General features: G+C 34.1%; 21 protein-coding genes. 17 read left to right on the top strand and 4 right to left on the bottom strand.

Features of this window, described 5'->3' with window-relative positions:
• Positions 1-280, top strand: a 280-nt coding sequence (locus tag BMY56_RS16260; RefSeq protein WP_143057836.1) for an integrase core domain-containing protein, incomplete at its 5' end; no start/stop codon positions are given.
• Between the two features lie 49 nt (positions 281-329).
• On the opposite strand, the gene BMY56_RS16255 is transcribed toward BMY56_RS16260, so the two are convergent.
• Positions 330-770: a hypothetical protein gene (locus BMY56_RS16255; protein WP_091626632.1), complete on the bottom strand. Its 441-nt coding sequence runs from the start codon at positions 768-770 to the stop codon at positions 330-332.
• Between the two features lie 804 nt (positions 771-1,574).
• Between BMY56_RS16255 and rsgA the strand changes: the two genes are divergently transcribed.
• From rsgA to BMY56_RS16190, 13 genes are all read left to right on the top strand, one after another.
• The gene (gene rsgA, locus BMY56_RS16250; RefSeq protein WP_091626629.1) at positions 1,575-2,528 is read left to right on the top strand and encodes a ribosome small subunit-dependent GTPase A; all 954 of its coding nucleotides are present in this window, start codon (positions 1,575-1,577) and stop codon (positions 2,526-2,528) included.
• A complete protein-coding gene (gene dtd, locus BMY56_RS16245) occupies positions 2,525-2,977 on the top strand; it encodes a D-aminoacyl-tRNA deacylase (RefSeq protein WP_091626626.1) in 453 nt (150 codons plus the stop codon). Before rsgA ends, dtd begins: the two co-directional genes overlap by 4 nt.
• A 79-nt stretch (positions 2,978-3,056) precedes the next feature.
• Positions 3,057-4,949 (top strand): DUF3857 domain-containing protein, encoded by a 1,893-nt coding sequence (locus BMY56_RS16240; RefSeq protein WP_091626623.1) that lies wholly within the window; start codon positions 3,057-3,059, stop codon positions 4,947-4,949.
• Between the two features lie 6 nt (positions 4,950-4,955).
• Complete coding sequence (locus BMY56_RS16235; protein WP_091626620.1) at positions 4,956-6,977, top strand: DUF3857 domain-containing protein; 2,022 nt, start codon at positions 4,956-4,958, stop codon at positions 6,975-6,977.
• A gap of 77 nt (positions 6,978-7,054) precedes the next feature.
• Positions 7,055-9,031 (top strand): DUF3857 domain-containing protein, encoded by a 1,977-nt coding sequence (locus tag BMY56_RS16230; protein ID WP_091626618.1) that lies wholly within the window; start codon positions 7,055-7,057, stop codon positions 9,029-9,031.
• Between the two features lie 37 nt (positions 9,032-9,068).
• Positions 9,069-9,395, top strand: a complete 327-nt coding sequence (locus BMY56_RS16225) for a nucleotide pyrophosphohydrolase (RefSeq protein WP_091626615.1) — start codon at positions 9,069-9,071, stop codon at positions 9,393-9,395.
• Positions 9,396-9,432: 37 nt separating this feature from the next.
• Positions 9,433-10,662, top strand: coding sequence for a 3-phosphoshikimate 1-carboxyvinyltransferase (locus tag BMY56_RS16220; protein ID WP_091626612.1), 1,230 nt, complete (start codon positions 9,433-9,435; stop codon positions 10,660-10,662).
• 78 nt (positions 10,663-10,740) lie between these two features.
• A complete protein-coding gene (gene queA / locus BMY56_RS16215) occupies positions 10,741-11,790 on the top strand; it encodes a tRNA preQ1(34) S-adenosylmethionine ribosyltransferase-isomerase QueA (protein WP_091626610.1) in 1,050 nt (349 codons plus the stop codon).
• A 98-nt stretch (positions 11,791-11,888) separates the two neighbouring features.
• Complete coding sequence (rlmN, locus tag BMY56_RS16210; RefSeq protein WP_091626607.1) at positions 11,889-12,932, top strand: dual-specificity RNA methyltransferase RlmN; 1,044 nt, start codon at positions 11,889-11,891, stop codon at positions 12,930-12,932.
• A 168-nt stretch (positions 12,933-13,100) separates the two neighbouring features.
• Positions 13,101-14,078: a polyprenyl synthetase family protein gene (locus tag BMY56_RS16205; protein ID WP_091626606.1), complete on the top strand. Its 978-nt coding sequence runs from the start codon at positions 13,101-13,103 to the stop codon at positions 14,076-14,078.
• Between the two features lie 135 nt (positions 14,079-14,213).
• Entirely contained in the window at positions 14,214-14,777 is a 564-nt protein-coding gene (locus BMY56_RS16200; protein ID WP_091626603.1) for an RNA polymerase sigma factor, read from the top strand.
• Positions 14,764-15,516 carry a hypothetical protein gene (locus BMY56_RS16195; RefSeq protein ID WP_091626601.1) on the top strand — a complete coding sequence of 251 codons (753 nt, stop codon included), beginning with the start codon at positions 14,764-14,766 and terminating at the stop codon, positions 15,514-15,516. Before BMY56_RS16200 ends, BMY56_RS16195 begins: the two co-directional genes overlap by 14 nt.
• Before the next feature lie 90 nt (positions 15,517-15,606).
• Positions 15,607-16,689 (top strand): hypothetical protein, encoded by a 1,083-nt coding sequence (locus tag BMY56_RS16190; protein WP_091626598.1) that lies wholly within the window; start codon positions 15,607-15,609, stop codon positions 16,687-16,689.
• A gap of 61 nt (positions 16,690-16,750) precedes the next feature.
• On the opposite strand, the gene BMY56_RS16185 is transcribed toward BMY56_RS16190, so the two are convergent.
• The gene (locus BMY56_RS16185) at positions 16,751-17,002 is read right to left on the bottom strand and encodes a zinc-ribbon domain-containing protein (protein ID WP_091626596.1); all 252 of its coding nucleotides are present in this window, start codon (positions 17,000-17,002) and stop codon (positions 16,751-16,753) included.
• A 69-nt stretch (positions 17,003-17,071) separates the two neighbouring features.
• On the opposite strand from BMY56_RS16185, the gene dnaG reads away from it, so the two are divergent.
• Positions 17,072-19,051, top strand: a complete 1,980-nt coding sequence (dnaG, locus tag BMY56_RS16180; protein ID WP_091626593.1) for a DNA primase — start codon at positions 17,072-17,074, stop codon at positions 19,049-19,051.
• 72 nt (positions 19,052-19,123) lie between these two features.
• Here the strand turns inward: dnaG and BMY56_RS16175 are convergent, their stop codons facing one another.
• Positions 19,124-19,753: a response regulator gene (locus tag BMY56_RS16175; protein ID WP_091626590.1), complete on the bottom strand. Its 630-nt coding sequence runs from the start codon at positions 19,751-19,753 to the stop codon at positions 19,124-19,126.
• A 166-nt stretch (positions 19,754-19,919) separates the two neighbouring features.
• A complete protein-coding gene (gene nadE / locus BMY56_RS16170) occupies positions 19,920-20,708 on the bottom strand; it encodes an NAD(+) synthase (RefSeq protein WP_091626588.1) in 789 nt (262 codons plus the stop codon).
• Positions 20,709-20,778: 70 nt separating this feature from the next.
• Between nadE and gldB the strand changes: the two genes are divergently transcribed.
• Positions 20,779-21,756, top strand: coding sequence for a gliding motility lipoprotein GldB (gene gldB, locus BMY56_RS16165; RefSeq protein ID WP_091626585.1), 978 nt, complete (start codon positions 20,779-20,781; stop codon positions 21,754-21,756).
• The gene (gene gldC, locus BMY56_RS16160; protein WP_091626583.1) at positions 21,757-22,092 is read left to right on the top strand and encodes a gliding motility protein GldC; all 336 of its coding nucleotides are present in this window, start codon (positions 21,757-21,759) and stop codon (positions 22,090-22,092) included. It begins immediately after the preceding gene.
• The last annotated feature ends 4 nt before the right edge of the window (positions 22,093-22,096 follow it).

Below are 22,096 nucleotides of genomic sequence, written 5' to 3'. Positions count from 1 at the left end.
TTGCTCGGCCATATACCAAAAAGAACTAAGGCTAAGTAATATGGTCCCGTCAATGACAGACGGGTATGACTGCTACCAAAATGCATTGGCAGAACGAATGAACGGCATATTGAAAGGGGAATTCTTAATCTATAAATGTAACAGTGGCAAAGAGTTAAAAAAGCTCATAGCAGAATCAATAAGAACATATAATAACAAAAGACCACACTTGAGTCTAAAATATAAAACACCTAACTTTATACACAACAAAAAACCAGAGAAGCTAGCTTCTCTGGTTTAATATTAATTATTTAAAAACTGTCAACCTATTTTAGGACGACTCATAATTTTTATCTTTTGAAAATATATCGGGTAATGAAAATACCTGATGAATCTCCTTTGCCGCTATCACTTTCTACTGCACTGGTTACAAAGGCTAGTTCCCAACCATCCGCTACCATTGCGTTGATTTTTGAGGTGATTATGGCATCATTAGCGGCAATATTTTGAAAACGGATACCGGCAATATTAAAAAAGTTCAATAATTTAGTTTCATCAAAGTCTTTTACCCTTATCTCATCTCTTTTAGATTTGTTACGGGTATTGTCATCTTCGGTTTGGGTAGAGGTGAATTCTGCATAGTCCTTTTCCTCATTACCATCAATAATTCTAGAACGTCCTAATCCGCTAGATACTATAGATTCTACACTGGTAATCACTTTAAACTCTTGTGCGCTCAAGCTTAAGGCGCCACAGATAACTAATAAAACACTAAGAATACTTTTTTTCATGATTTTGGTTTTTTTAAAAATTGGCCATCTTTTTGATGATTATGAAGTATTAACAGGGTAAATCATGATTAATTGTGTAAAACATACTGAAATTTGTAGTATATCAGTTTTTTGCGTTGAGAAGAAAAATTGTGCATAAAAAAACCCGCTGTATCTATATCGGGTTTTAATGGTTTAAAGCCTTTCTTTTATTGAATGAAGAAATAGAATGCCGATTGCCAGACTCTTGCTTGTGGTACAGAACCTTCATGAATAAGGCAACATTTATCTGGTTCTAACATAGTTTGGTCTCGTCTTTAGACGTTGTTCCTACTTGTTTAGAATTATTAAACCAGAAACTGATTTCTGTGCTATGGCATTTGAATTTGCTCCGGAAAAAGCAATTGGCTAAACCAATTTGGATACGCCCCTAGCATCTAAATACTAAATGCCTGTTTTTGATTTTGTGCTCTATTTTATATTTTCAGGATAAAGGAGAGGATTTCATAAGACAACCCCGCAGTTTTAAGTGAACTTAAAACTGGTATATAGGCATCGAATTTTAAATCCGATGTATTCGTTTTATCAATGATCCTATAATCGGTGAAACCTAATTCGAGTATTTGCACTTTAGACTTATTGGCAATAGTTTCTTGAGCAGACCTAAAGAAAAAGGTATAATGCCAATAAAAGGAGTTGCTTTTTTAAGGAGATTCATTTTCAAGGTTTTGATTGATATTTAGTGATTTAAATAGAAATTTAAATTTCTATTAATTTTTATATATAAAGCAGTTACTTTGTACTAATGGAAAGTATTTTGCATAAATGGTAGGAATTGTATACAAATCTACAGGGAGTTGGTACACTGTTAAATCAGAAAATAGTGTTTTTTACAATTGTAAGATTAAAGGAAAATTTAGAATAAAAGGTATAAAAAGTACGAACCCTGTGGCGGTGGGTGATCGGGTTCATTTTGAGGTGGAGACTATAGGAGATGATACCATTGGGATAATTCATAAAATTGAAAACCGAAAAAATTATATTATACGTAAGTCCGTAAATCTTTCAAAACAGACGCATATTATAGCGGCTAATCTTGATCAGGTTTTTTTGCTGGTTACATTGAATAATCCACCAACTTATCCTGTTTTTATTGACCGATTTTTAATTACGGCAGAAGCTTATGAAATTCGCGCAGTACTTCTTTTTAATAAAGTAGATACGTATTCTCCCGAGGAAACTGACGAAATTAAATTTTTAGCAGCGCTATATCGAAATATTGGGTATACCTGTATCGGTATTTCTGCGGTTACAGGAAAAAATGTAGATACGGTAAAGGAGATGATGATAGGGAAAACTTCTATGTTTTCTGGTCATTCAGGCGTAGGCAAATCGACATTGGTTAATGCAATAGAACCTACTTTAGATATTAAGACTAAAAAAATATCAGAACAGCATCTACAAGGCCAACATACTACCACCTTTGCCGAAATGTTCGATTTAAACTTCGATGCCCGCATTATAGATACCCCAGGTATAAAAGGTTTTGGTATTGTAGATATGGAGAAAGAGGAAATAGGTAATTATTTCCCAGAATTCTTTAAATTAAAACAACACTGCAAGTTCAATAACTGCATACATATAGATGAACCTAAATGCGCGGTAAAAGATGCCTTAGAAGCTGGTGATATTGCTTGGAGCAGATATCAAAGTTATCTGCAAATGGTAAAAGGTGAAGATGAGAATTATAGAGTCGATATACATGATGAGAAAAAATGAGGGTAGTTATACAACGTGTTACCAAGGCTAGTGTTACGATAGATAATAAGGAAATTAGTGCTATAGAATCAGGGTTGCTTATTCTTGTTGGTATTGAAAAATTAGATACACAAGAAGATATTGACTGGTTGTCAAATAAAATAGTGAATCTTCGTATTTTTAATGATGATCAAGGGGTGATGAATAATTCACTTCTCGAGAATAAAGGCGACGCAATTGTGGTGAGTCAATTTACATTGCACGCTGCAACAAAGAAAGGTAATAGACCCTCGTATATTAAAGCTGCTAGACCAGAAATAGCTGTGTCAATCTATGAAGCTTTTGTAGATGCTTTAGAATTAAAACTTGGAAAAAAGGTAGGTACTGGAATATTCGGTGCAGATATGAAGGTTGAGCTGTTGAATGATGGTCCGGTGACTATTTTGATGGATTCAAAGAATAAAGTTTAGTATTCTGTAAATTTTTCCTACATTTTGTAAGAAAACTACTGTTTTTATCGTTTGGATAAAAACCAACCTACTAAATTATATGCGCTTATTATCATTTTTTTTATTGTTTACGGCAACTCATGCTGTATTTGCACAAGATTATAGCTTTTCCAAAATAAATCCTATCCTTTTAAACAATGCCGATGCCGTAGTGCGTTTAGACGAGATGAGCATTTTAGTTAAATCTTCTGATTATATGGAGATAACGTCAACAAGAGTGGTGACGGTTTTAAATGAAAGTGGATCGAAACACGTAAATGCAACGGCTTTTTATGATAAAGAAACTACTATAAGGGACCTTGAAGCTATAATTTATAATGAGAATGGCGAGGAAATAGACAAAATCAAAGAAAAAGATTTTATTGACCAAACCGCCACTGGCGAAGGTACACTGTATTCAGATTCTAGAGTAAAATTTCTTAGATACACTCCCGTAAATTATCCCTATACAATTGTATTAAATAAAAAATATACGACTTCTGATACCGCATTTATGCCACGCTGGTATTTTTTAGATGGATATAAAATTAGTGTTGAAAAAAGTGAATTCAATTTAAATTTACCTTCAGGTATAAAGTACAGGTTTAAAGATAATAACCTAGATACCTTTGAAGTACAACGAACTGCAAATGAAAATGGGTTAAAATATAATGCTGCTAATTTAAAAGCGATTGAATCAGAAGATTTTGACCCAGAATTTAGAGATTTTGCACCTAACGTACAATTAGCTCTAGAAGATTATAATTTAAAAGGGGTAAGTGGGCATGCAACTAATTGGAAGGAATTTGGTAGTTGGGTTTATAATTCGCTTTTAGCAGAAAGGGGCGAACTAGATAGTTCAACGATACAAAGAATACAGGGTTTAGTAAAAGGGATAGAAGATCCAAAAGAAAAAATTAAAAAAGTATATCAGTTTGTTCAAGATAATACACGATATATAAGTGTTCAAATGGGTATTGGCGGTTGGATGCCGATTAGTGCTAAAGAAGTAGATAGGGTTAAATACGGCGATTGTAAAGGGCTTACCAATTATACAATGTCGCTATTAAAAGCTGTTGGTATAGAATCATACTATACCATAGTATCGGCAGACGCACAGATGAAAAGCTTAGATTTTGATTTTCCTTCTCTGCAAGGAAATCATGCTTTTTTGAATGTTCCGTTAAAAGATGAAGAAATTTGGCTAGAGTGTACTAGTCAAGTAGTGCCAGCAAACTTTTTAGGGACATTTACAGATAATAGATATGTATTGAAAGTTGGGCCAAATGGAGGTGAATTGGTTAAATCAAGACAATATCTGCCAGAACAAAGTAAACAGCAAACTATGGCCGAAATAAATATTGGAGAGGATATAATCGATGCTCATATTGAAATTAAGAGTACAGGCATTCAATACAATCAAAAATATGGTTTGGCAAATGATAGTAAAGAAGATATTGAAAAATATTATAAACACTATTGGGACTATGTTAATGATGTTCATATTCTAAATCATGAACTTATTAATGATAAGGATAGTATTGTAACCACTGAAAAGGTAGATTTTAATACATCAGGTTATCTGTCAAAGGCAGGAGAGCGCATTCTATTTGCTCCAAATATGTTAAATAGAAATGAGTATGTACCAAAAAGAAATAAGGATAGAAACCGAGATATTGTTATTAAAAGAGGGTATTTAGATGAAGATGATTTTATAATAGAGCTACCAAATGGTTATAAGGTAGAGGCTAACTTAAAGCCAACAAAACTTAATAATGAATTTGGTGAATTTGAAGTTAGCGTTGAGCAACTTTCAGATTCTAAATTAAATTATAAACGAAGGTTGTTAATTAAGCCAGGAATTTTTCCTAAGACGTCTTACGACGACTATAGAAATTTCAGAAAAACCATTTCAAGAGTAGACGCTTCTAAAATTGTATTTATCAAAAAATAAAAATTAATGAAATTACATTTTACAATCATTTTCACTTCTGTATTATTCACTATAAATGCACAAAAAAGTGAAATAAAATTTGGTAAAGTCTCAATGGAGGAAGTTGCTCAAAAGACACATTCGATTGATAATGAAGCTGAGGCTGCCATTTTATATAAGAAAGAGCGCTTAGTTTATGATTATCATTCAGAAAAAGGGTTTATGAACAGGAGAAAAGTTCATTTACGAATCAAAATATACAATAAGTCTGGTTTAGATTGGGCAACTAAAAAAATTTCATTGTATACCTCAAATTCTGGAAAGCAAAAAGCAGATGGTATAAAAGGGTATACTTTTAATCTTGAGGGCAATAAGATTGTAGAAAGCAAGCTAAAAAAAGAAAGTATATTTTCAGAAAATATAAGTGCTTACAGAAATCAAATTTCAATTACTATGCCCAATGTAAAAGTGGGAAGTGTAATAGATTTGGAATACGAGATTTCTTCTGATTTAGTGGGTTATATGGATGATTATCGGTTGCAGTATGGAATTCCATTAGATTTTGTGGAATTGAATATTGATGTGCCAGAATATTTCAATTTTAAACGATTTACTAGAGGTTTTTATCCAATATCTCTGCAAGAATCTACAAACAATAGAAGTGTGCCATACAGCTATAAGGTTCAAAATAGACAGGGGTTAGCGTCAGTTGGCTCTAATTCTACAACTCGCAATGGTAGTCTTGATTTTTCTGAAAAACGTTATGAAGTATCGGCTAAAAATATTCCTGCATTAAAAGAGGTAGATTTTACAGACAATATTGAAAATTATAGAAGTGCATTAATTTTTGAATTAGAATCTACAAAATTTCCAAACTCTGGCTTTAAAATATACAGTCAATCTTGGGAAGATGTTGCTAATACTATATATAAGTACGACGATTTTGGGGGTGAAATTGGTAAAAATCGAAATTTTAAAGACGACTTAGATTTGCTAATTAAGGAGAATAAGGATACTCGAAAATTAGCATCCACCATATACAAATTTGTTCAAGATAGAATGACTTGGGACGATTATAATGGTGTAGGGTGTAAGAATGGAATTAAAAAAGCATATGATCAGAAAAGTGGAAATGTTGCAGATATAAATCTTATGCTCACCTCAATGTTTCGGTATGCAGGTTTAAATGCTAATCCTGTCCTAGTAAGTACAAAAGCCAACGGTATTCCTTTATTTCCGACAACAAACGGATTTAATTATGTTGTGGCCGCCATAGAAAATGGAGATGATTATATATTATTTGATGCTACCGAAAAAATGTTAGCTGAAAACGATTTGCCTAATCGTGCTATGAATTGGACTGGTAGGTTGGTAAGAGAAGATGGAACTTCGAAGCAAATTCCGCTAGTTCCGAAAGCCATTTCAAGTAAGCTTGTTTTTATGAATGCGCGTATTTTGGAAGATGGTAGTTTAGAAGGTGAAATGAAAACTCGTTTAACCAATAATTTAGCTTTTGATTATAGGGTTGATAATATAAGTAGAACAAAAGAGGAAATTTTAGAAGTTGAATCTAGTAGGCATTCAAGTATAGAAATTAATGATTTTGAGCTTAAAAATCAAATGGAACCTGTGGAGCCACTTGAGCATTCTATTACGTTTATTAAAGAGAATCAAGTAGAGATAATTGGCTCTACATTATATTTTAATCCTCTGATATTTTTTGCCTTAAAGGAAAACCCTTTCAAATTAGATGCTAGAGAATATCCAGTAGATTTTAATTATCCTTTTTCTAAAAAACTTATCATAAACTATGTTATTCCAGATGGCTATAAAATAGAATCTATACCAGATAACCTAAGATTAGGATTGCCAGATGAACTAGGGGTATTTAATTTTGTAATGCAACAAAATGGTAATTCTTTACAGGTTGTATGTACTTCTGAAATTAATGAGGCTATAATACCTGCATATTACTATTCAGCTTTGAAGGAATTTTATAATAAAATGGTTCAAAAACAGAATGAAAAGGTAGTCTTATCAAGAATATAGATATCTAAATGCAAATAAGTTTTAAAGTTAATTGTCTTGCATGGTCTAGTGTACGACGAATATAAAATTCAATAAAAATGCATAAAACTAATCAGTTTATATACCTGTTACTTTTTTTAATATGTGGTTCGAATGCGGTTGCTCAAGAGAAAATGGAACTTGGTACACTCACAGAATCAGAAAAATCATTTGCCTTATATGAAAAAGATACAACCGCATCAGCGGTTTATCTTTATGAATATGGTGATAATTATTTTGAAATTCGAGATGATTATATATGGCTAATAACTAAATACCACGCTAAAATTAAAATTTTAAAAAAAGAGGGTTTTGAACATGCAAATATTGAAATTCCATTATATCGCACAAAAGATAGAAAGGAAAAATTAGTGAATGTTAAAGCGATAACCCATAATAATCAGGCAAAAATATATGTAAACAAATCTGAGGTTTTTGAGGAAGTAGTCAGTGAAAAAGGATCACTTATTAAATTCACTTTTCCGAATGTACAAGAAGGTTCTATTGTAGAGTATGAATACGAAATGCAGTCTCCATTTTATTTCAATTTTACGGGATGGAATTTTCAATCTGAAATTCCTAAAATATATTCTGAATTTAACGCTAAAATACCAGGTAACTGGTTATATAATAGAAGTCTAAAAGGAGGATTGAGCTTAGATGTTAATGAAGCTGAAATAGTAAAGGGGTGTTTTAAGTTTCCTGGCACAAAAAGGGATAGTGATTGCGAGGCACTTAAATATGTAATAAAAGATATACCTGCTTTTAAGGATTCTGAAGAATATATGCTTTCATCCAATAATTATAGGTCTAAAATAGAATTCGAACTATCTGAGTATAAAAGCTTCTATGGAGGTACAGAAAAATATACCAAATCTTGGGAAGATGTGGATAAGGAATTTAAAACAGATCAAGATATAGGTAGTCAACTTCGGAAGAAAAACTTTTTTGAAAAAAATGTTGACCAAAAGCTACTGACCGAAGGCGATGATTTAACTCGAGCCAAGAATATTTATCAATTTGTTAAAAACCATTTCACTTGGAATGAGGAGTTTGGTATATGGCATAATAATAAGGTCAAAACTGCATTCGATGATAAAACAGGCAATGTAGCCGAAATTAATATCGCATTAATTAATTTGCTGAATGCAGCAGATCTTAAGTCTGATATGATGCTTATGGCAACAAGAAAAAGAGGCTTGCCAAAGAAGACACATCCTGTAATGAATGATTTTAATTACCTTATAGCAAAAGTAGATATTGATGGAGAAACCTATTTACTCGATGCCACGGATAAGTACATGCCATTTGGTATGCTACCTTTTCGTTGCCTAAATTACTACGGTAGAGTAATGGATTTTGATAATGAAAGTTACTGGTATGATATTTTACCAGAAAGTTCAAATGCAATAATGATAAGGGCTCAAATGACATTGGACCCTTTTAATAAGAAACTTTCGGGCATTTTTGATTTTATTAATACAGGATACAAGAAAGTTTCTCAGGATGAAATATTAGAAACAACAAAAGAAGAAGAGTATCTAGAAAAATTAGAGGAGGAAATTTCTGATGATTTTCATATAATCTCTCACGAAAAAAACCTAAAATATTCAGATGATAAAAAGATAACAGAGCGGTTTAATTTTGAAATTGAGAACCTATTTCAAGGCGATAATATTTATTTAAATCCGTTTGTGATCAAGTTTTTTGAAAAGAACCCTTTTGTTTCTACAGAGCGAAATTATCCTATAGATTTTGGGTATCCCATGAAGTATCAATATATACTTAATATGAAAATACCTGAAGGGTATAAATTAAAATCCTTACCTGAGGGTAAAAATTTTACATTACCAAATAGTGGTGGTTTGTTAAAATTAAGTGTAATTGATAATGAAAGCGGTACCCTTAATTTATTTTTTACTTTTGATTTGAATTCCGCCCATTATAGTAACGAATATTATTCAGGAATTAAGCAACTTTTTAACGAGGCTGTAAATGGCCAAAACCAGTCTTTAATAGTTTTAGAAAAGATATAATGCTATTTTAAGAATTCAAAAATTATAGAATAAATAGATGAACATTGAAAACGCACAAGTAGCCGTAGATGATTGGATAAAGGAACATGGCGTTCGTTATTTCAACGAATTAACGAATATGGCACAATTGACCGAAGAGGTGGGCGAGGTTGCCCGTATTATTGCTAGACGCTACGGAGAGCAAAGTGAAAAAGAATCGGATAAGAATAAAGATTTAGGTGAAGAATTGGCCGATGTACTATTCGTAGTGTTGTGTTTGGCGAACCAAACAGGTATCGATTTACAACAAGCTTTTGATAAAAAGTTAGATTTAAAAACAAAGCGTGATCATGACCGTCACCACACTAATAAAAAGTTGAAATAGCCGTATATTTGGCGTTCTATTTTTAATTCTATACGCTTTGAAACTTCACCTTACAGGTCCATCAGATAAACATCTAAATGAAATTATTACGATAACAGGTTCTAAAAGTGAATCTAACCGTAGTTTGCTATTGGCTGCTTTGTATCCAGCGATTAGCATTGAAAACCTATCGAATTCTGACGATGCACAGGTGATGGAGCAAGGGTTGAAAATTACGGAAGGCACCGTAGATATTCATCATGCGGGTACTGCCATGCGTTTCTTAACCGGATATTTTGCTTCACAGGAAGGTAAAGAAGTAACACTTACAGGGTCAAAAAGAATGACCGAAAGGCCTATTGAGATTTTAGTCGATGCTTTAAAATCGTTAGGTGCAGATATCTCGTATGTAAAAGATGAAGGGTATCCACCTATAAAAATTAAGGGACAGCGAATTGTAAAGGATAAAGTAAGTCTTCCGGCAAATGTAAGTAGTCAATATATCTCTTCTTTGTTATTGATTGCTCCAAGTCTGGCAAACGGATTGGAATTAGAATTGGTAGGTAAAATAACTTCTGTACCCTACATCAATATGACATTAGGGTTACTTGAAGAAATTGGCGTACAAACTTCGTTTGAAGGTAATATCATCAAAGTTTCGCCTCAAACAACGGTAACGCCTACCAAACTTGTTGTAGAATCTGATTGGAGTTCAGCCTCCTATTTCTATAGTATATGCGCACTTTCAGAACCGGGAACAGAAATAACTTTATCCGCATATAAAAAAGAAAGCCTTCAAGGTGATAGTGTGTTAGCCAAAATTTACACCTCTTTTGGTGTTGAAACTACTTTCGGACAAAATAGAATCACTTTAAAGAAGACAGATAAAAAAGTTTCCACAGAAAATGAGTTCGATCTGGCCAATGCGCCAGATATTGCCCAAACCATTGCAGTAACCTGTTTTGGTTTAGGTGTTGGTTGTCATTTAACAGGATTACATACTTTAAAAATTAAGGAAACCGACCGTTTAGAGGCATTACATACCGAACTTTCAAAATTAGGGGCATCTATTTCAGTAACCGATAAAGCACTTACTCTTTTACCGACTAAAGCTATTGTTGCAGATGTTGCTATTGACACGTATAATGATCATAGAATGGCCATGGCATTCGCTCCGTTGGCAATGTGCACCACTCTGTTTGTAAATGATTCAGAGGTGGTTTCTAAGTCATATCCAGATTTTTGGAACGACCTTAAACAGCTTCATTTTACCATAATAGAATTATAATTAGCGTTTTACTTGACAAGGCCTATCTGCAGATTGTATCTTTGCAGCCGCAATTTGATACACTAAAATAATAGTTACATGAAATTATCAAACTTTAGTTTTGAGCTTCCTAAGGAATTATTGGCCGAACATCCTTCAGAAAATAGGGATGAGTCCAAATTAATGGTAATCCATAGAGATACTGGAAAGATTGAGCATAAGATGTTCAAAGACATGATCGATTATTTTGATGAAGGTGATGTCATGGTTCTGAACAATACAAAAGTATTCCCAGCCCGTTTATATGGTAACAAAGAAAAAACTGGTGCACGTATCGAAGTTTTTCTTTTGCGTGAATTAAACGAAGAGCAACGCTTATGGGACGTTCTTGTAGATCCAGCACGTAAAATACGTATTGGTAATAAGCTATATTTTGGCGATGATGAAACTCTAGTTGCTGAGGTTATTGATAACACCACATCAAGAGGAAGAACTTTACGTTTTTTATATGATGGTGCATATGTAGATTTTAGAAGAAAACTTAGGGAATTGGGTGAAACACCTTTGCCAAAGTATATAAAAAGAGAAGTTGAAGCTGAAGATGAATTACGTTACCAAACTATTTATGCTAAGCATGAAGGTGCGGTTGCTGCCCCTACTGCTGGTTTACACTTTTCTAAACATTTATTAAAGAGATTGGAAATTAAGGGAATCGACTTTGCAGAATTAACATTGCATGTTGGTCTTGGTACTTTTAATCCGGTAGAAGTTGAAGATCTTTCTAAACATAAAATGGACAGTGAAGAATTGTTTATTGATGAGAAAGCTACACAAATTGTAAACAATGCAAAGTTGAAAAAACGTCGTATTTGTGCTGTAGGTACTACTGCCATGCGTGGTTTAGAAAGTGCAGTTTCTTCAAAACATACCCTGAATACGTTTGAAGGATGGACGAATAAATTCATTTTCCCTCCTTATGATTTTAGCCTTGCAAATGCTATGATCACCAATTTCCATTTACCTAAATCAACCTTATTGATGATGGTATCTGCATTTATGGGTCATGATTTAATGACTAGAGCATATAAAGAAGCTATTTTGGAAAACTATAAGTTTTATTCTTATGGTGATGCCATGTTAATTATATAATTACGAATCAATCCTTATACTTAAGGAACTTATATCCAATCCCGCTTTATCTAACTATTTAGAAAGCGGGATTTATTTTAATACCTACCTTTAATACTATGGAAGAGATAAAGAAAAAAGATATCCGGGCACTAACACGTGAGCAGCTTAGGGATTTTTTCGTTTCCAATGGTGATAAGGCCTTTCGTGGAAACCAGGTTTATGAGTGGCTATGGCAAAAAGCAGCCTATTCTTTTGATGTGATGACATCCCTATCGAAAGAAACTAGAGAGATGCTAGAGGCTAATTTTGTTATCAACCATATTAAGGTTGATTTAATGCAGCGTAGTTCAGATGGCACCATAAAGAATGCTGTACGCTTGCATGATGATTTAATTGTAGAATCGGTTTTAATTCCAACAAAATCAAGAACCACTGCTTGTGTATCTAGTCAGGTGGGTTGTAGTTTAGATTGTAGATTCTGTGCTACTTCTCGATTAAAACGAATGCGGAATCTAAATCCTGATGAAATATATGATCAAGTAGTTGCCATTGATAATGAAAGCCGACTTTATTTTGATAGACCGTTGAGCAATATTGTATTTATGGGCATGGGAGAACCTTTAATGAACTATAACAATGTTTTAAAGGCGATAGAGAAGATAACTTCTACAGATGGTTTAGGCATGTCTCCAAAGCGTATTACGGTATCAACATCTGGTGTGCCAAAGTTGATAAAGAAAATGGCCGATGATGAAGTTAAGTTTAAGCTGGCTGTTTCACTTCACTCTGCAATAGATGAAATACGTACCTCTATAATGCCCTTTAATGCCAAGTTTACTTTAAGTGATTTACGAGAATCTTTGCAGTACTGGTATGAAAAGACGAAAAGTAGAATTACCTATGAGTATGTTGTTTGGGAAGGAATCAATGATGCTCAAAAAGATGTTGATGCATTGGTTGCTTTCTGCAGATTTGCACCTTCTAAGGTGAATTTGATAGAGTATAACCCAATAGATGATGGGGAGTTTAAGCAAGCATCAACTGCAGCTATAGATCGCTACGTTAGTACCTTAGAAAAAAACAATATTGTGGTCACCGTCCGCCGTTCTCGTGGTAAGGATATCGATGCTGCCTGTGGTCAGTTGGCGAATAAATCTTAAATAGAAGTAAGCAAGTATAATTGATTTTTTTAAAATCACACTTTTCTTAATTGCAATCAAACCCTTTACTGAGCGTAGCCGAAGTAATCGACCAATAAACGATAACTGCGGTCTGAGTACGGTTAACTGCGTGCTTTTCGCTAATTTTGAGGTTCTAAGAAATAACACCTGAAAATAGTATCACAAATAAAGGAACCTGTCTACCAGGAAATGGAGTTGTTTGAGTCCAAGTTTAGGGATTCAATGTCATCTAAGGTGGCGTTACTGAATAGAATTACCCATTATATTGTAAACAGAAAAGGGAAGCAAATGCGGCCCATGTTTGTATTTCTCACTGCCAAATTATTGAATAAGGGCGTGGTAAATGAACGAACGTATCGAGGAGCTTCAGTTATTGAATTAATCCATACCGCTACTTTAGTTCATGATGATGTTGTCGATGAAAGCAATAAGCGTAGAGGTTTCTTTTCAATAAATGCACTTTGGAAAAATAAGATTGCCGTTTTAGTGGGTGATTATTTGTTGTCTAAAGGACTTTTGTTATCGATTGATAATAATGATTTTGATTTACTAAAAATCATATCCGTAGCCGTACGTGAAATGAGTGAGGGTGAATTGCTTCAGATAGAAAAAGCACGAAGGTTAGATATTACCGAAGACGTCTACTACGAAATTATCCGCCAAAAAACAGCTACACTTATTGCTGCATGTTGTTCATTAGGGGCTTGTTCGGTTAAACCGGAAAGTGCTGATGTAGAAATATTTAGAAAATTTGGTGAATTATGTGGTATGGCTTTTCAAATCAAAGATGATCTTTTTGATTATGGAGCTAAAAAAATAGGGAAACCTACAGGAATTGATATTAAGGAGCAAAAAATGACGTTGCCTTTAATTTACGCCCTTAACCATTGTACAAAGAAAGAGAAAAACTGGGTTATCAATTCCATTAAGAATCACAACAAGGACAAACAGCGGGTAAAAGAAGTTATTTCTTTTGTTAAGGAAAAGGGCGGATTAGATTATGCCGTTAGTAAAATGCTCGAATACAGAGATGAGGCACTAGAACTGTTGAGTATATATCCAGAATCTGACTATAAAGCTGCTTTAGAGTTAATGGTGAATTACGTGGTGGACCGTAAAAAGTAATTCTTATTTAAAAAATATTCCAATTTAAGTATCTGTAATACAGAGATTTGAAAATAAATTTTAAAATTTATTTATCTTCAGGCAACTATTATATCTACTATTGCGTCTAGTAGAATAGAAGACCAAACCATTATTTTGAAAATTATACCATTTTATAAAAACGAAAGGCAGCTCATTAAAAGAGCCATATCGGGTAACCGAGATGCACAAGAGCGTTTGTATAAAAAACATGCTCCAAAAATGTTGAGTGTCTGTAGGCAATACATAAAGGATATTCATTTTGCTGAGGATGTAATGGTGCAAGGTTTTCTAAAAATGTTCAATAAGTTGGATACTTTCAAATTCGAAGGAAGTTTTGAAGGCTGGTTAAGAAGAATAATGATCAGGGAAAGTATTTCCTATTTAAGAAAACAACAGTTTGTGGTTTATGATGACGAGGTGTATGAAAAAAATCAGTCAGAAGAAATTTCTCAAAGTACAGATTTAGACACAGAACATATTCAACAGCTTATAGATGCGTTACCGCAAGGGTATAAAATGGTATTTGTACTGTATACCGTAGAGGGTTATAAGCATAAAGAAATCGCAGAAATGCTTTCTATAACCGAGAGCACTTCAAAAACACAATTATTAAAAGCTCGAAAATTGCTTCAAGGGCAATTAAGAAAACAAAATAGTATAGGGTATGGAAACCGATAAATTTGAAAAACATATAAAAACTAAGCTTCAGGAGCGGGAGATACATCCGTCGGAAAATGCTTGGGAAAAAATTTCATCAGAATTGAATACTGATGATAGAAAAAGGAAACCTCTGTATCTATGGGTGGGTATTGCAGCTAGTGTTATGGTTTTGGTAGGTATTGCACTATTCTACTTCAAAGGTGGTGATGATATAAATGAGATAAAGTTTGAAGTTGTTGACATCGATAATAAAGAAGCATTAGAAGAGAAGATAAAGACTGAGTCCGTACCATTTTTAAAGAAAGAACCAGAAGTTGTAGCTAAAAATGATGATTTAGAGAAAATTAATAGTGTTGTAAACAAGAAGCAAGAATCAATAAAAAAGAAAGAAATCATCAGTATTGAAGATGAGATTGAAGTTGCTTCAGTGGAGCGTGTTGTGCCTGAAAAGAAAGGTGGTAAATTAGAAATTTCTGATGCTATTATAAACACCAAAGTGGCGGGTATAGTTGCACAACTTGATGTCTTGGAACAGTATAGTGCTGTAACTGATGCAGAAGTAGATTCGTTATTGAAACGGGCACAAGATGAAATTTTACGGGATAAAATTTTTAATACAGATAAATCTGTCGATGCAATGGCTTTGTTGACAGAGGTTGAGGGTGAACTTGATCAATCCTTCCGAGACCAAATATTCAATTCTTTAAAAGCCAGTTTTATTAAAGTGCGAACGGCTGTCGCTGACCGCAATAATTAATCTAGTACAAATCGTTTTATTCTTCATCTCTGTAAAATACTACGGGGACAGGAAGCGGAGTTTTATTCATCAAAAAAAATCAAAATCGAAATGAGAACAATTACAATGTATTTAGTTGGTTTAGTAACCCTATTAATGATTCAAAATTTATCTGCCCAAGAGGAATATGAAAAGAAAATTGAAATTTTAAAGGAACAAAAAGCTAAAATAACCCAACAAGAAAAGAAAGCTTTAAAATTGGAAATAGAGGCAATTGGCACACAATTAAAAAACGACGAAATTACAGAGGAAGAAGCTAATGCATTGAAAATTAAGGCTGCTGAGAAAAGAGCTTTGAACATTGAAGAAAGAATTTCGATTATAGAGAATAAAATTTCTCTTTTAGAGCGGAATAGTGGTCATGTTCAAGAATTAGATACTTTGAATTACAAGTTCGCCGTTCAAATCGGGTTTGGAAAAGATGATGGTCAGAATGCTAAACTCTTTGGTTTTCGCCTGAATGAAAACCCAAATAGAAGAGAAATTAAATATGATCGAAGAACCTATTCAGATTTTGTAATGGCTATCGGTCTCAATAATGCAATCGTCGAAGGCCAGTCTTTAAATGATTCACCTTATAAAATAGGAGGAAGTCGATTTTTTGAAATGGGTTGGCAATGGCGTACGCGTGTATTCAAAAATTCAAATTTTGTGAGGTTGAATTATGGTTTTTCATTCCAATTTAACGGATTGAAACCTAAGGATAATCAATATTTTGTTGCGCTTGACAATGGTCAGACCGAGCTACAAGAATTCGAATATGATTTAAGCAAATCAAAATTCCGTATGGATAATTTAGTATTTCCAATGCATCTTGAATTTGGACCTTCAAAGTTGAAAACTACTGAAGAAACCATGCGCTATTCGTTACGAAATCAGTTTAGATTAGGATTAGGTGGCTATGCTGGTTTTAATATGGGTACCCGCCAAAAATTGAAGTATGATCGTAATGGAGATAATGTCAAGGATAAATTAAAGCGTGGGTATAACACCAATGATTTGGTCTATGGTTTAAGTGCGTATGCTGGTGTTGAAGGTGTTCTATTATATGTGAAGTACGATCTGAACCCTATTTTTAAAGATGCTGCCGTTGAACAGCGAAATATTTCTTTAGGATTGCGTTTCGATTTATAAGTTAAATATATTCAACAATCAATTTAGCTGTGGTACCGTGTTTAAAAACCGGTTACTACAGCTATTTTTTTATTCTCGATAGTTCACGATTCATCTCATCGGTAAACTCATTTTCATAATACCCACGCTTACAATGACTACATTCAATAGTGGTGTTGCTAGAAATTTTAAAGAGTTTTATCCAAAATATATGGAAATAGTTTTTCAGTGTAATCGCTGTTAGGGTACCTCTTTGTTGGCAATAAGGACAAGTAGCATTAAAAAGCTTTATACTTTCCGGTTTACCTGGTCTTGTGCCAAAGAATAGAATCATAATTAGTACTTTTGATGTTCTAAATTAAGCATAAAAGATTTCGTTAAACGCTATTTTAGAAAGCACTTTATGATTTCAAAAAACACCATAGATCAAGTTTATGAAACTGCCCGCTTAGAGGAGGTGATCGGTGATTTTGTACAGCTAAAGAAATCAGGTTCTAACTTTAAAGGACTTAGTCCGTTTACTGATGAGCGTTCGCCTAGTTTTATGGTGTCACCGGTGAAACAGATTTGGAAAGATTTTAGTAGCGGAAAAGGCGGAAATGTGGTGGCTTTTTTAATGGAGCATGAGCATTTCACCTATCCTGAGGCTATAAAATACCTAGCTAAAAAATACAATATAGAAGTAGAGGAGACAGAGCAGTCTAACGAAGATAAAGAACAGGCCAATGAGCGCGAAAGCATGTATTTGGTGTCAGAGTTCGCCCAAAGCTATTTTAAAGAAATATTATGGGATACCGAGTTGGGAAAGGCTATCGGCTTAAGCTATTTTAAGGAACGTGGTTTTACTGATGAAACTATCAAAAAATTTGAATTAGGATACTGTTTAGATCAGTGGGATGGTTTTACTACAGCTGCTTTAGACAAAGGATATAAGCTAAATTATTTAGAAAAAACCGGATTAACCATTGTTAAGGATGACCCTAACAATCCAAATAGTTCGCGAAAGTTCGACCGTTTTAAGGGTAGGGTAATGTTTCCTATTCATTCCATGAGCGGCCGGGTGTTAGGTTTTGGCGGCCGTATTTTAACAAATGATAAAAAGGCAGCCAAGTACCTCAATTCACCCGAAAGTGATATTTACCACAAGAGTAAGGTCTTGTATGGTATTTATTATGCAAAGCAGGCAATAGCAAAAGAAGACAATTGCTTTTTGGTAGAAGGGTACACCGATGTGATTCAGTTTGCACAAAGAGGAATCCATAATGTGGTATCATCAAGTGGTACGGCTTTAACATCAGAGCAAATTCGGCTAATCAATAGATTGACCAAAAATATAACGGTCTTGTTCGATGGTGATGCAGCAGGATTAAGAGCATCATTACGAGGAATCGATTTGATTTTGGAACAAGGTATGAACGTTCGTGTCTGTACATTTCCTGAAGGGGAAGATCCAGATAGTTTTGCCAAGAACAATGAACTCGATGAGGTTACGGCGTATTTAGAAAACAATTCAAAAGATTTTATTCAGTTTAAGGCATCGCTATTAGTAAAGGAAGCAAATAACGACCCTATAAAACGTGCAGACACGGTTAGGGATATTGTCAATAGTATAGCCAAGATTCCCGATCGTATTCAAAAGGAAATCTACATACAAGAGTGTGCCCAGATCATGAATATTTCGGAAGCTGTTTTGTTCAATACTTTGGCACAAATAGGCAAGAAAGAGACCGCCGATGTTCAAAAGCAACAAAAGGAAGAGCAGAAAGCTTTTGATGTTGTTCGTAATGAAGAAAAGCAAGAGAAGGTAGATGTTCAATATGTGTTAGAGCGTAAGATTATAGAATCGCTTATGCTTTATGGAACCCACAAAGAAGAATTTGAAGATTTGGTGCTTAAAGAGAATGAGTCGGGTGATTTAATATTAGAACCTGAATCAATGGAAATAAAGGTATACGAGAAAATTTATTTAGACCTGCAAGAAGACGAGATTGAGTTGGCAAATGAAGATTTTCGAAAAATGTATATTAAGCTCATAGAGGCATTGAACGAAGAAGAAGAATTTTCGATTACTACTTTTGTAAATGGTCTTGATCAAGATATGGCAAATCAAATATCTTCTATTTTAATGGAAGAGGAGCGTTATAAATTAGATAATTGGGAGAGTAAGGAGATTTATCCGAAGAAAAAGGAAATCGGTGTGGCCCAATTGGTTAGTGAAACTATTTTAACCTTACGCTGTTTTCTTATTAAAAAACGAATGGGCGCGTTGCAGAAAACAACTGAACAGTCTAATGAAGATAATCGGGAAGCTTTAGAAGAGATTATGAACTACATTCAATTGAACAAGCTTCTAAATCAGAAACTAAATAGAGTATTGTCATAATATAAAAAAGGCTGTAATTAAAAAAGACCCACCAATGGTGGGTCTTTTTTATTTTATGACAGTTGTAAGAATTTAGTACAATTCAAGCGCTTTTGCCTGCTGTAATAAATCTACCATATTATCAACATTTAATTTTTTCATTAAACGTGCTTTATAGGTACTAACTGTTTTTTCGTTTAGGTTTAAGCCTAAAGCAACTTCTTTATTTCTTTTACCACTAGCTAAAAGTTTTAATACTTCTATTTCTCTGGTAGACAGTTTTCTAAAGAATCTTCTAGGTTTTTTAGTGCCTTCATCAAAAGCAAGACGTTGTGCCAATTCATTGGTGATGAACATGCTGCCTTCACTTACTTTCGTTACTGCTGCCGTAATATATTCTACACTAGATGATTTTGATAAATAACCGAAAGCACCTGCTCTAATGGCGCTAAGGGCATATACATCTTCAGATTGACCGCTATACATAAGTACTTTTACGTCAGCGTAATCTTTTTTAATTTTTCGTAATGCTGCTATTCCGTTTATTTCAGGAATATCCATTTCTAGCATGACTACATCGGGGGTTGTGTCTTTAAGTTTTTCGAAAAGTTCTTCGGTAGTTGCTACCTCATCGATCAGTTCAAAACCCTCAGCGGCTTCTAGAACCTTCCTTACTCCCATTCTTACTATAGGGTGGTTGTCCGCTATTAAAACTTTGATCATTAATTATTTATTTTATAGATTTTTTTAAACCCATATTGTCTTAAAAGACTACATGCAATGTAAGGTTTAAAATTCTAAATTAGAAGTCAAAGTTGCACTTTTTTGTTGCTAACGAATAATTTAACGCTTTTTATTCGACTTAATAACCTGATTCTTAGTTGAGTTGTTATTTAAGGTGTTTAGGGATCTCACAAACCGGTATTGGCAACATTTTATGTTTGTTCATGGTGTTCAATCTCATGAAGATAGCGAAAACTTCTTGTTTTCTACCTTCAAAATCATCGATTGTTTTGCCTTCATCTTTCATGTTCATCGCCCATTCTAGTTCGGGGTACGAGGCGCCGATTTGGTCTTCATCTGTTCTGTCGTCACCCCAAAGGCCATCAGTAGGTGCAGCTTTAATAATTTCTTCATTTATGCCTAAAACTTCGGCAATGTTGTATACTTCAGTCTTCATTAAATCGGCTATCGGACTTAGATCTACACCGCCATCGCCATATTTTGTATAGAAACCTACCCCGAAATCTTCTACTTTATTTCCTGTTCCTGCAACTAAATAACGCTCTAATGCGGCAAAATAATATAAGCTTGTCATACGAAGTCTGGCCCTCGTGTTGGCCAAAGACATAAAACGTTCTTCTTCGTTTTCAACAGAAGGGAATGCATCAACAAGGCTATCGAATACTGGAGTAAGGTTTACCTCACGTCTACTAACGTTCTTAAAATTCTTCTGCAACCATTCAATATGTCTTGATGCTCTGTCAGATTGGTTTGCTGCTTGGTGTATCGGCATTTCCAAACATAATAGGTCTAATCCTGTTTTGGCGCAAAGTGTTGAAGTAACTGCAGAGTCTATACCTCCAGATATACCGATAACAAAACCTTTTTGTTTTGCATTGGTTGCATAATCCTTTAACCATTGTACAATGTGGTCAATTACCTTTTCAGTCTGCATACCGTTCCGATTATTTATTAAAATCAATTAACTTTGCCTTAAAAATAAGTTGAACACCGTGAATAATAAAATGTATTGCAAAATACTTGCTAGGGTCAAACCTATTTTTATGTTATTATCAGTTTTTTTAATTCTTTTTAGCTGTAATGATAGTGATAAGGTAGCGCAAGAAATAGAGGCTGTGCCGATAGATCTTAAAATCGCAAGATTTGATCGTGAGTTTGCATCGGCTGGTGAAAAAGGCTTACCGGCATTACGCAAAATGTACCCTTATCTATTTCCGGCGCCAGATAGTGTGTGGATTGCCAAAATGGAAGATTCACTTCAAGTAGAACTTTTTCAAGAAGTGGGTAATGCTTTTCAGAGTTTTGAAGATGAGCAAGAAGGTTTGGTACAGCTATTTAAGCATATCAAATATTATTTTCCAGAGTATACGATACCAAAGGTTATTACGGTAACGAATGATGTCGATTACAATAACAGAATTATATTGACAGATAGTATTTTGTTTGTAAGCCTTGATAATTACCTAGGTCCTGAGCATAAGTATTATGGGGGTTTTCAGCGGTATATAGCCCAATCTTTAGACCGTAGTTATTTGGTGAGTGATGTTGCCAGTGCTTTTGCTAAACAAGTAGTGCCACGACCAAGAGACCGAACTTTTCTTGCCCGAATGATTTATTTCGGTAAAGAATTATACTTGAAAGATAAGCTGATGCCTAATGTAGAAGAGCGCAAAAGAATAGGTTATTCTGAGGAAGATTTAACGTGGGCAATTGCCAATGAAGAGCCTATGTGGCGAAATTTCATTGAAAACGAATATTTATATAGTACCGATAATAAATTGAATCAACGGTTTTTAGAGCCTGCTCCGTTTTCTAAATTCGGATTGGAGCTTGATAATGAATCTCCTGGAAGATTAGGGCGATATGTTGGTTGGCAAATTGTTAAAGCGTTTATGGAAAATAATGACGTGAGCTTGAAGCAATTATTGACCATGCCAGAGGAAGAAATATTTAAGAAATCAAATTACAAACCGAGAAATTAAATGGCAGATTTACATACTTCAGAAATTACATTACGAGTAGGATTAGATGAAAATAGAATTCCTGAAACATTGAACTGGTCTGCTCAAGACGGTGGTATAGAAAATCAGGAGGCAAAAGCAATGCTTTTATCTGTGTGGGACAGTAAAAATCAAGAATCTTTGAAAATTGACCTGTGGACGAAGGATATGCCTGTTGATGAAATGAAAACTTTTTTCCATCAGACGTTGGTTTCTTTATCCGACACTTTTTTGAAGGCTACCCAAGATGAAAAAATGACGGCCACCATGAAAGATTTCTGTGAATACTTCGCAGAGAACTTAAACCTGAAGGAATAAGAAC

Source organism: Maribacter orientalis (assembly GCF_900109345.1).
Classification (GTDB): domain Bacteria; phylum Bacteroidota; class Bacteroidia; order Flavobacteriales; family Flavobacteriaceae; genus Maribacter; species Maribacter orientalis.
This window is presented reverse-complemented; position numbering and strand designations above follow the sequence as displayed.

Coding starts and splice junctions, on each gene's coding strand:
- gldB (WP_091626585.1), top strand. CDS start 20,779: ATGTATTGCAAAATACTTGCTAGGGTCAAACCTATTTTTATGTTATTA.
- BMY56_RS16185 (WP_091626596.1), bottom strand. CDS start 17,002: ATGATTCTATTCTTTGGCACAAGACCAGGTAAACCGGAAAGTATAAAG.
- BMY56_RS16225 (WP_091626615.1), top strand. CDS start 9,069: ATGAACATTGAAAACGCACAAGTAGCCGTAGATGATTGGATAAAGGAA.
- rlmN (WP_091626607.1), top strand. CDS start 11,889: ATGGAAGAGATAAAGAAAAAAGATATCCGGGCACTAACACGTGAGCAG.
- dtd (WP_091626626.1), top strand. CDS start 2,525: ATGAGGGTAGTTATACAACGTGTTACCAAGGCTAGTGTTACGATAGAT.
- gldC (WP_091626583.1), top strand. CDS start 21,757: ATGGCAGATTTACATACTTCAGAAATTACATTACGAGTAGGATTAGAT.
- BMY56_RS16175 (WP_091626590.1), bottom strand. CDS start 19,753: ATGATCAAAGTTTTAATAGCGGACAACCACCCTATAGTAAGAATGGGA.
- nadE (WP_091626588.1), bottom strand. CDS start 20,708: ATGCAGACTGAAAAGGTAATTGACCACATTGTACAATGGTTAAAGGAT.
- BMY56_RS16190 (WP_091626598.1), top strand. CDS start 15,607: ATGAGAACAATTACAATGTATTTAGTTGGTTTAGTAACCCTATTAATG.
- dnaG (WP_091626593.1), top strand. CDS start 17,072: ATGATTTCAAAAAACACCATAGATCAAGTTTATGAAACTGCCCGCTTA.
- BMY56_RS16235 (WP_091626620.1), top strand. CDS start 4,956: ATGAAATTACATTTTACAATCATTTTCACTTCTGTATTATTCACTATA.
- BMY56_RS16230 (WP_091626618.1), top strand. CDS start 7,055: ATGCATAAAACTAATCAGTTTATATACCTGTTACTTTTTTTAATATGT.
- rsgA (WP_091626629.1), top strand. CDS start 1,575: ATGGTAGGAATTGTATACAAATCTACAGGGAGTTGGTACACTGTTAAA.
- BMY56_RS16240 (WP_091626623.1), top strand. CDS start 3,057: ATGCGCTTATTATCATTTTTTTTATTGTTTACGGCAACTCATGCTGTA.
- BMY56_RS16195 (WP_091626601.1), top strand. CDS start 14,764: ATGGAAACCGATAAATTTGAAAAACATATAAAAACTAAGCTTCAGGAG.
- BMY56_RS16255 (WP_091626632.1), bottom strand. CDS start 770: ATGAAAAAAAGTATTCTTAGTGTTTTATTAGTTATCTGTGGCGCCTTA.
- queA (WP_091626610.1), top strand. CDS start 10,741: ATGAAATTATCAAACTTTAGTTTTGAGCTTCCTAAGGAATTATTGGCC.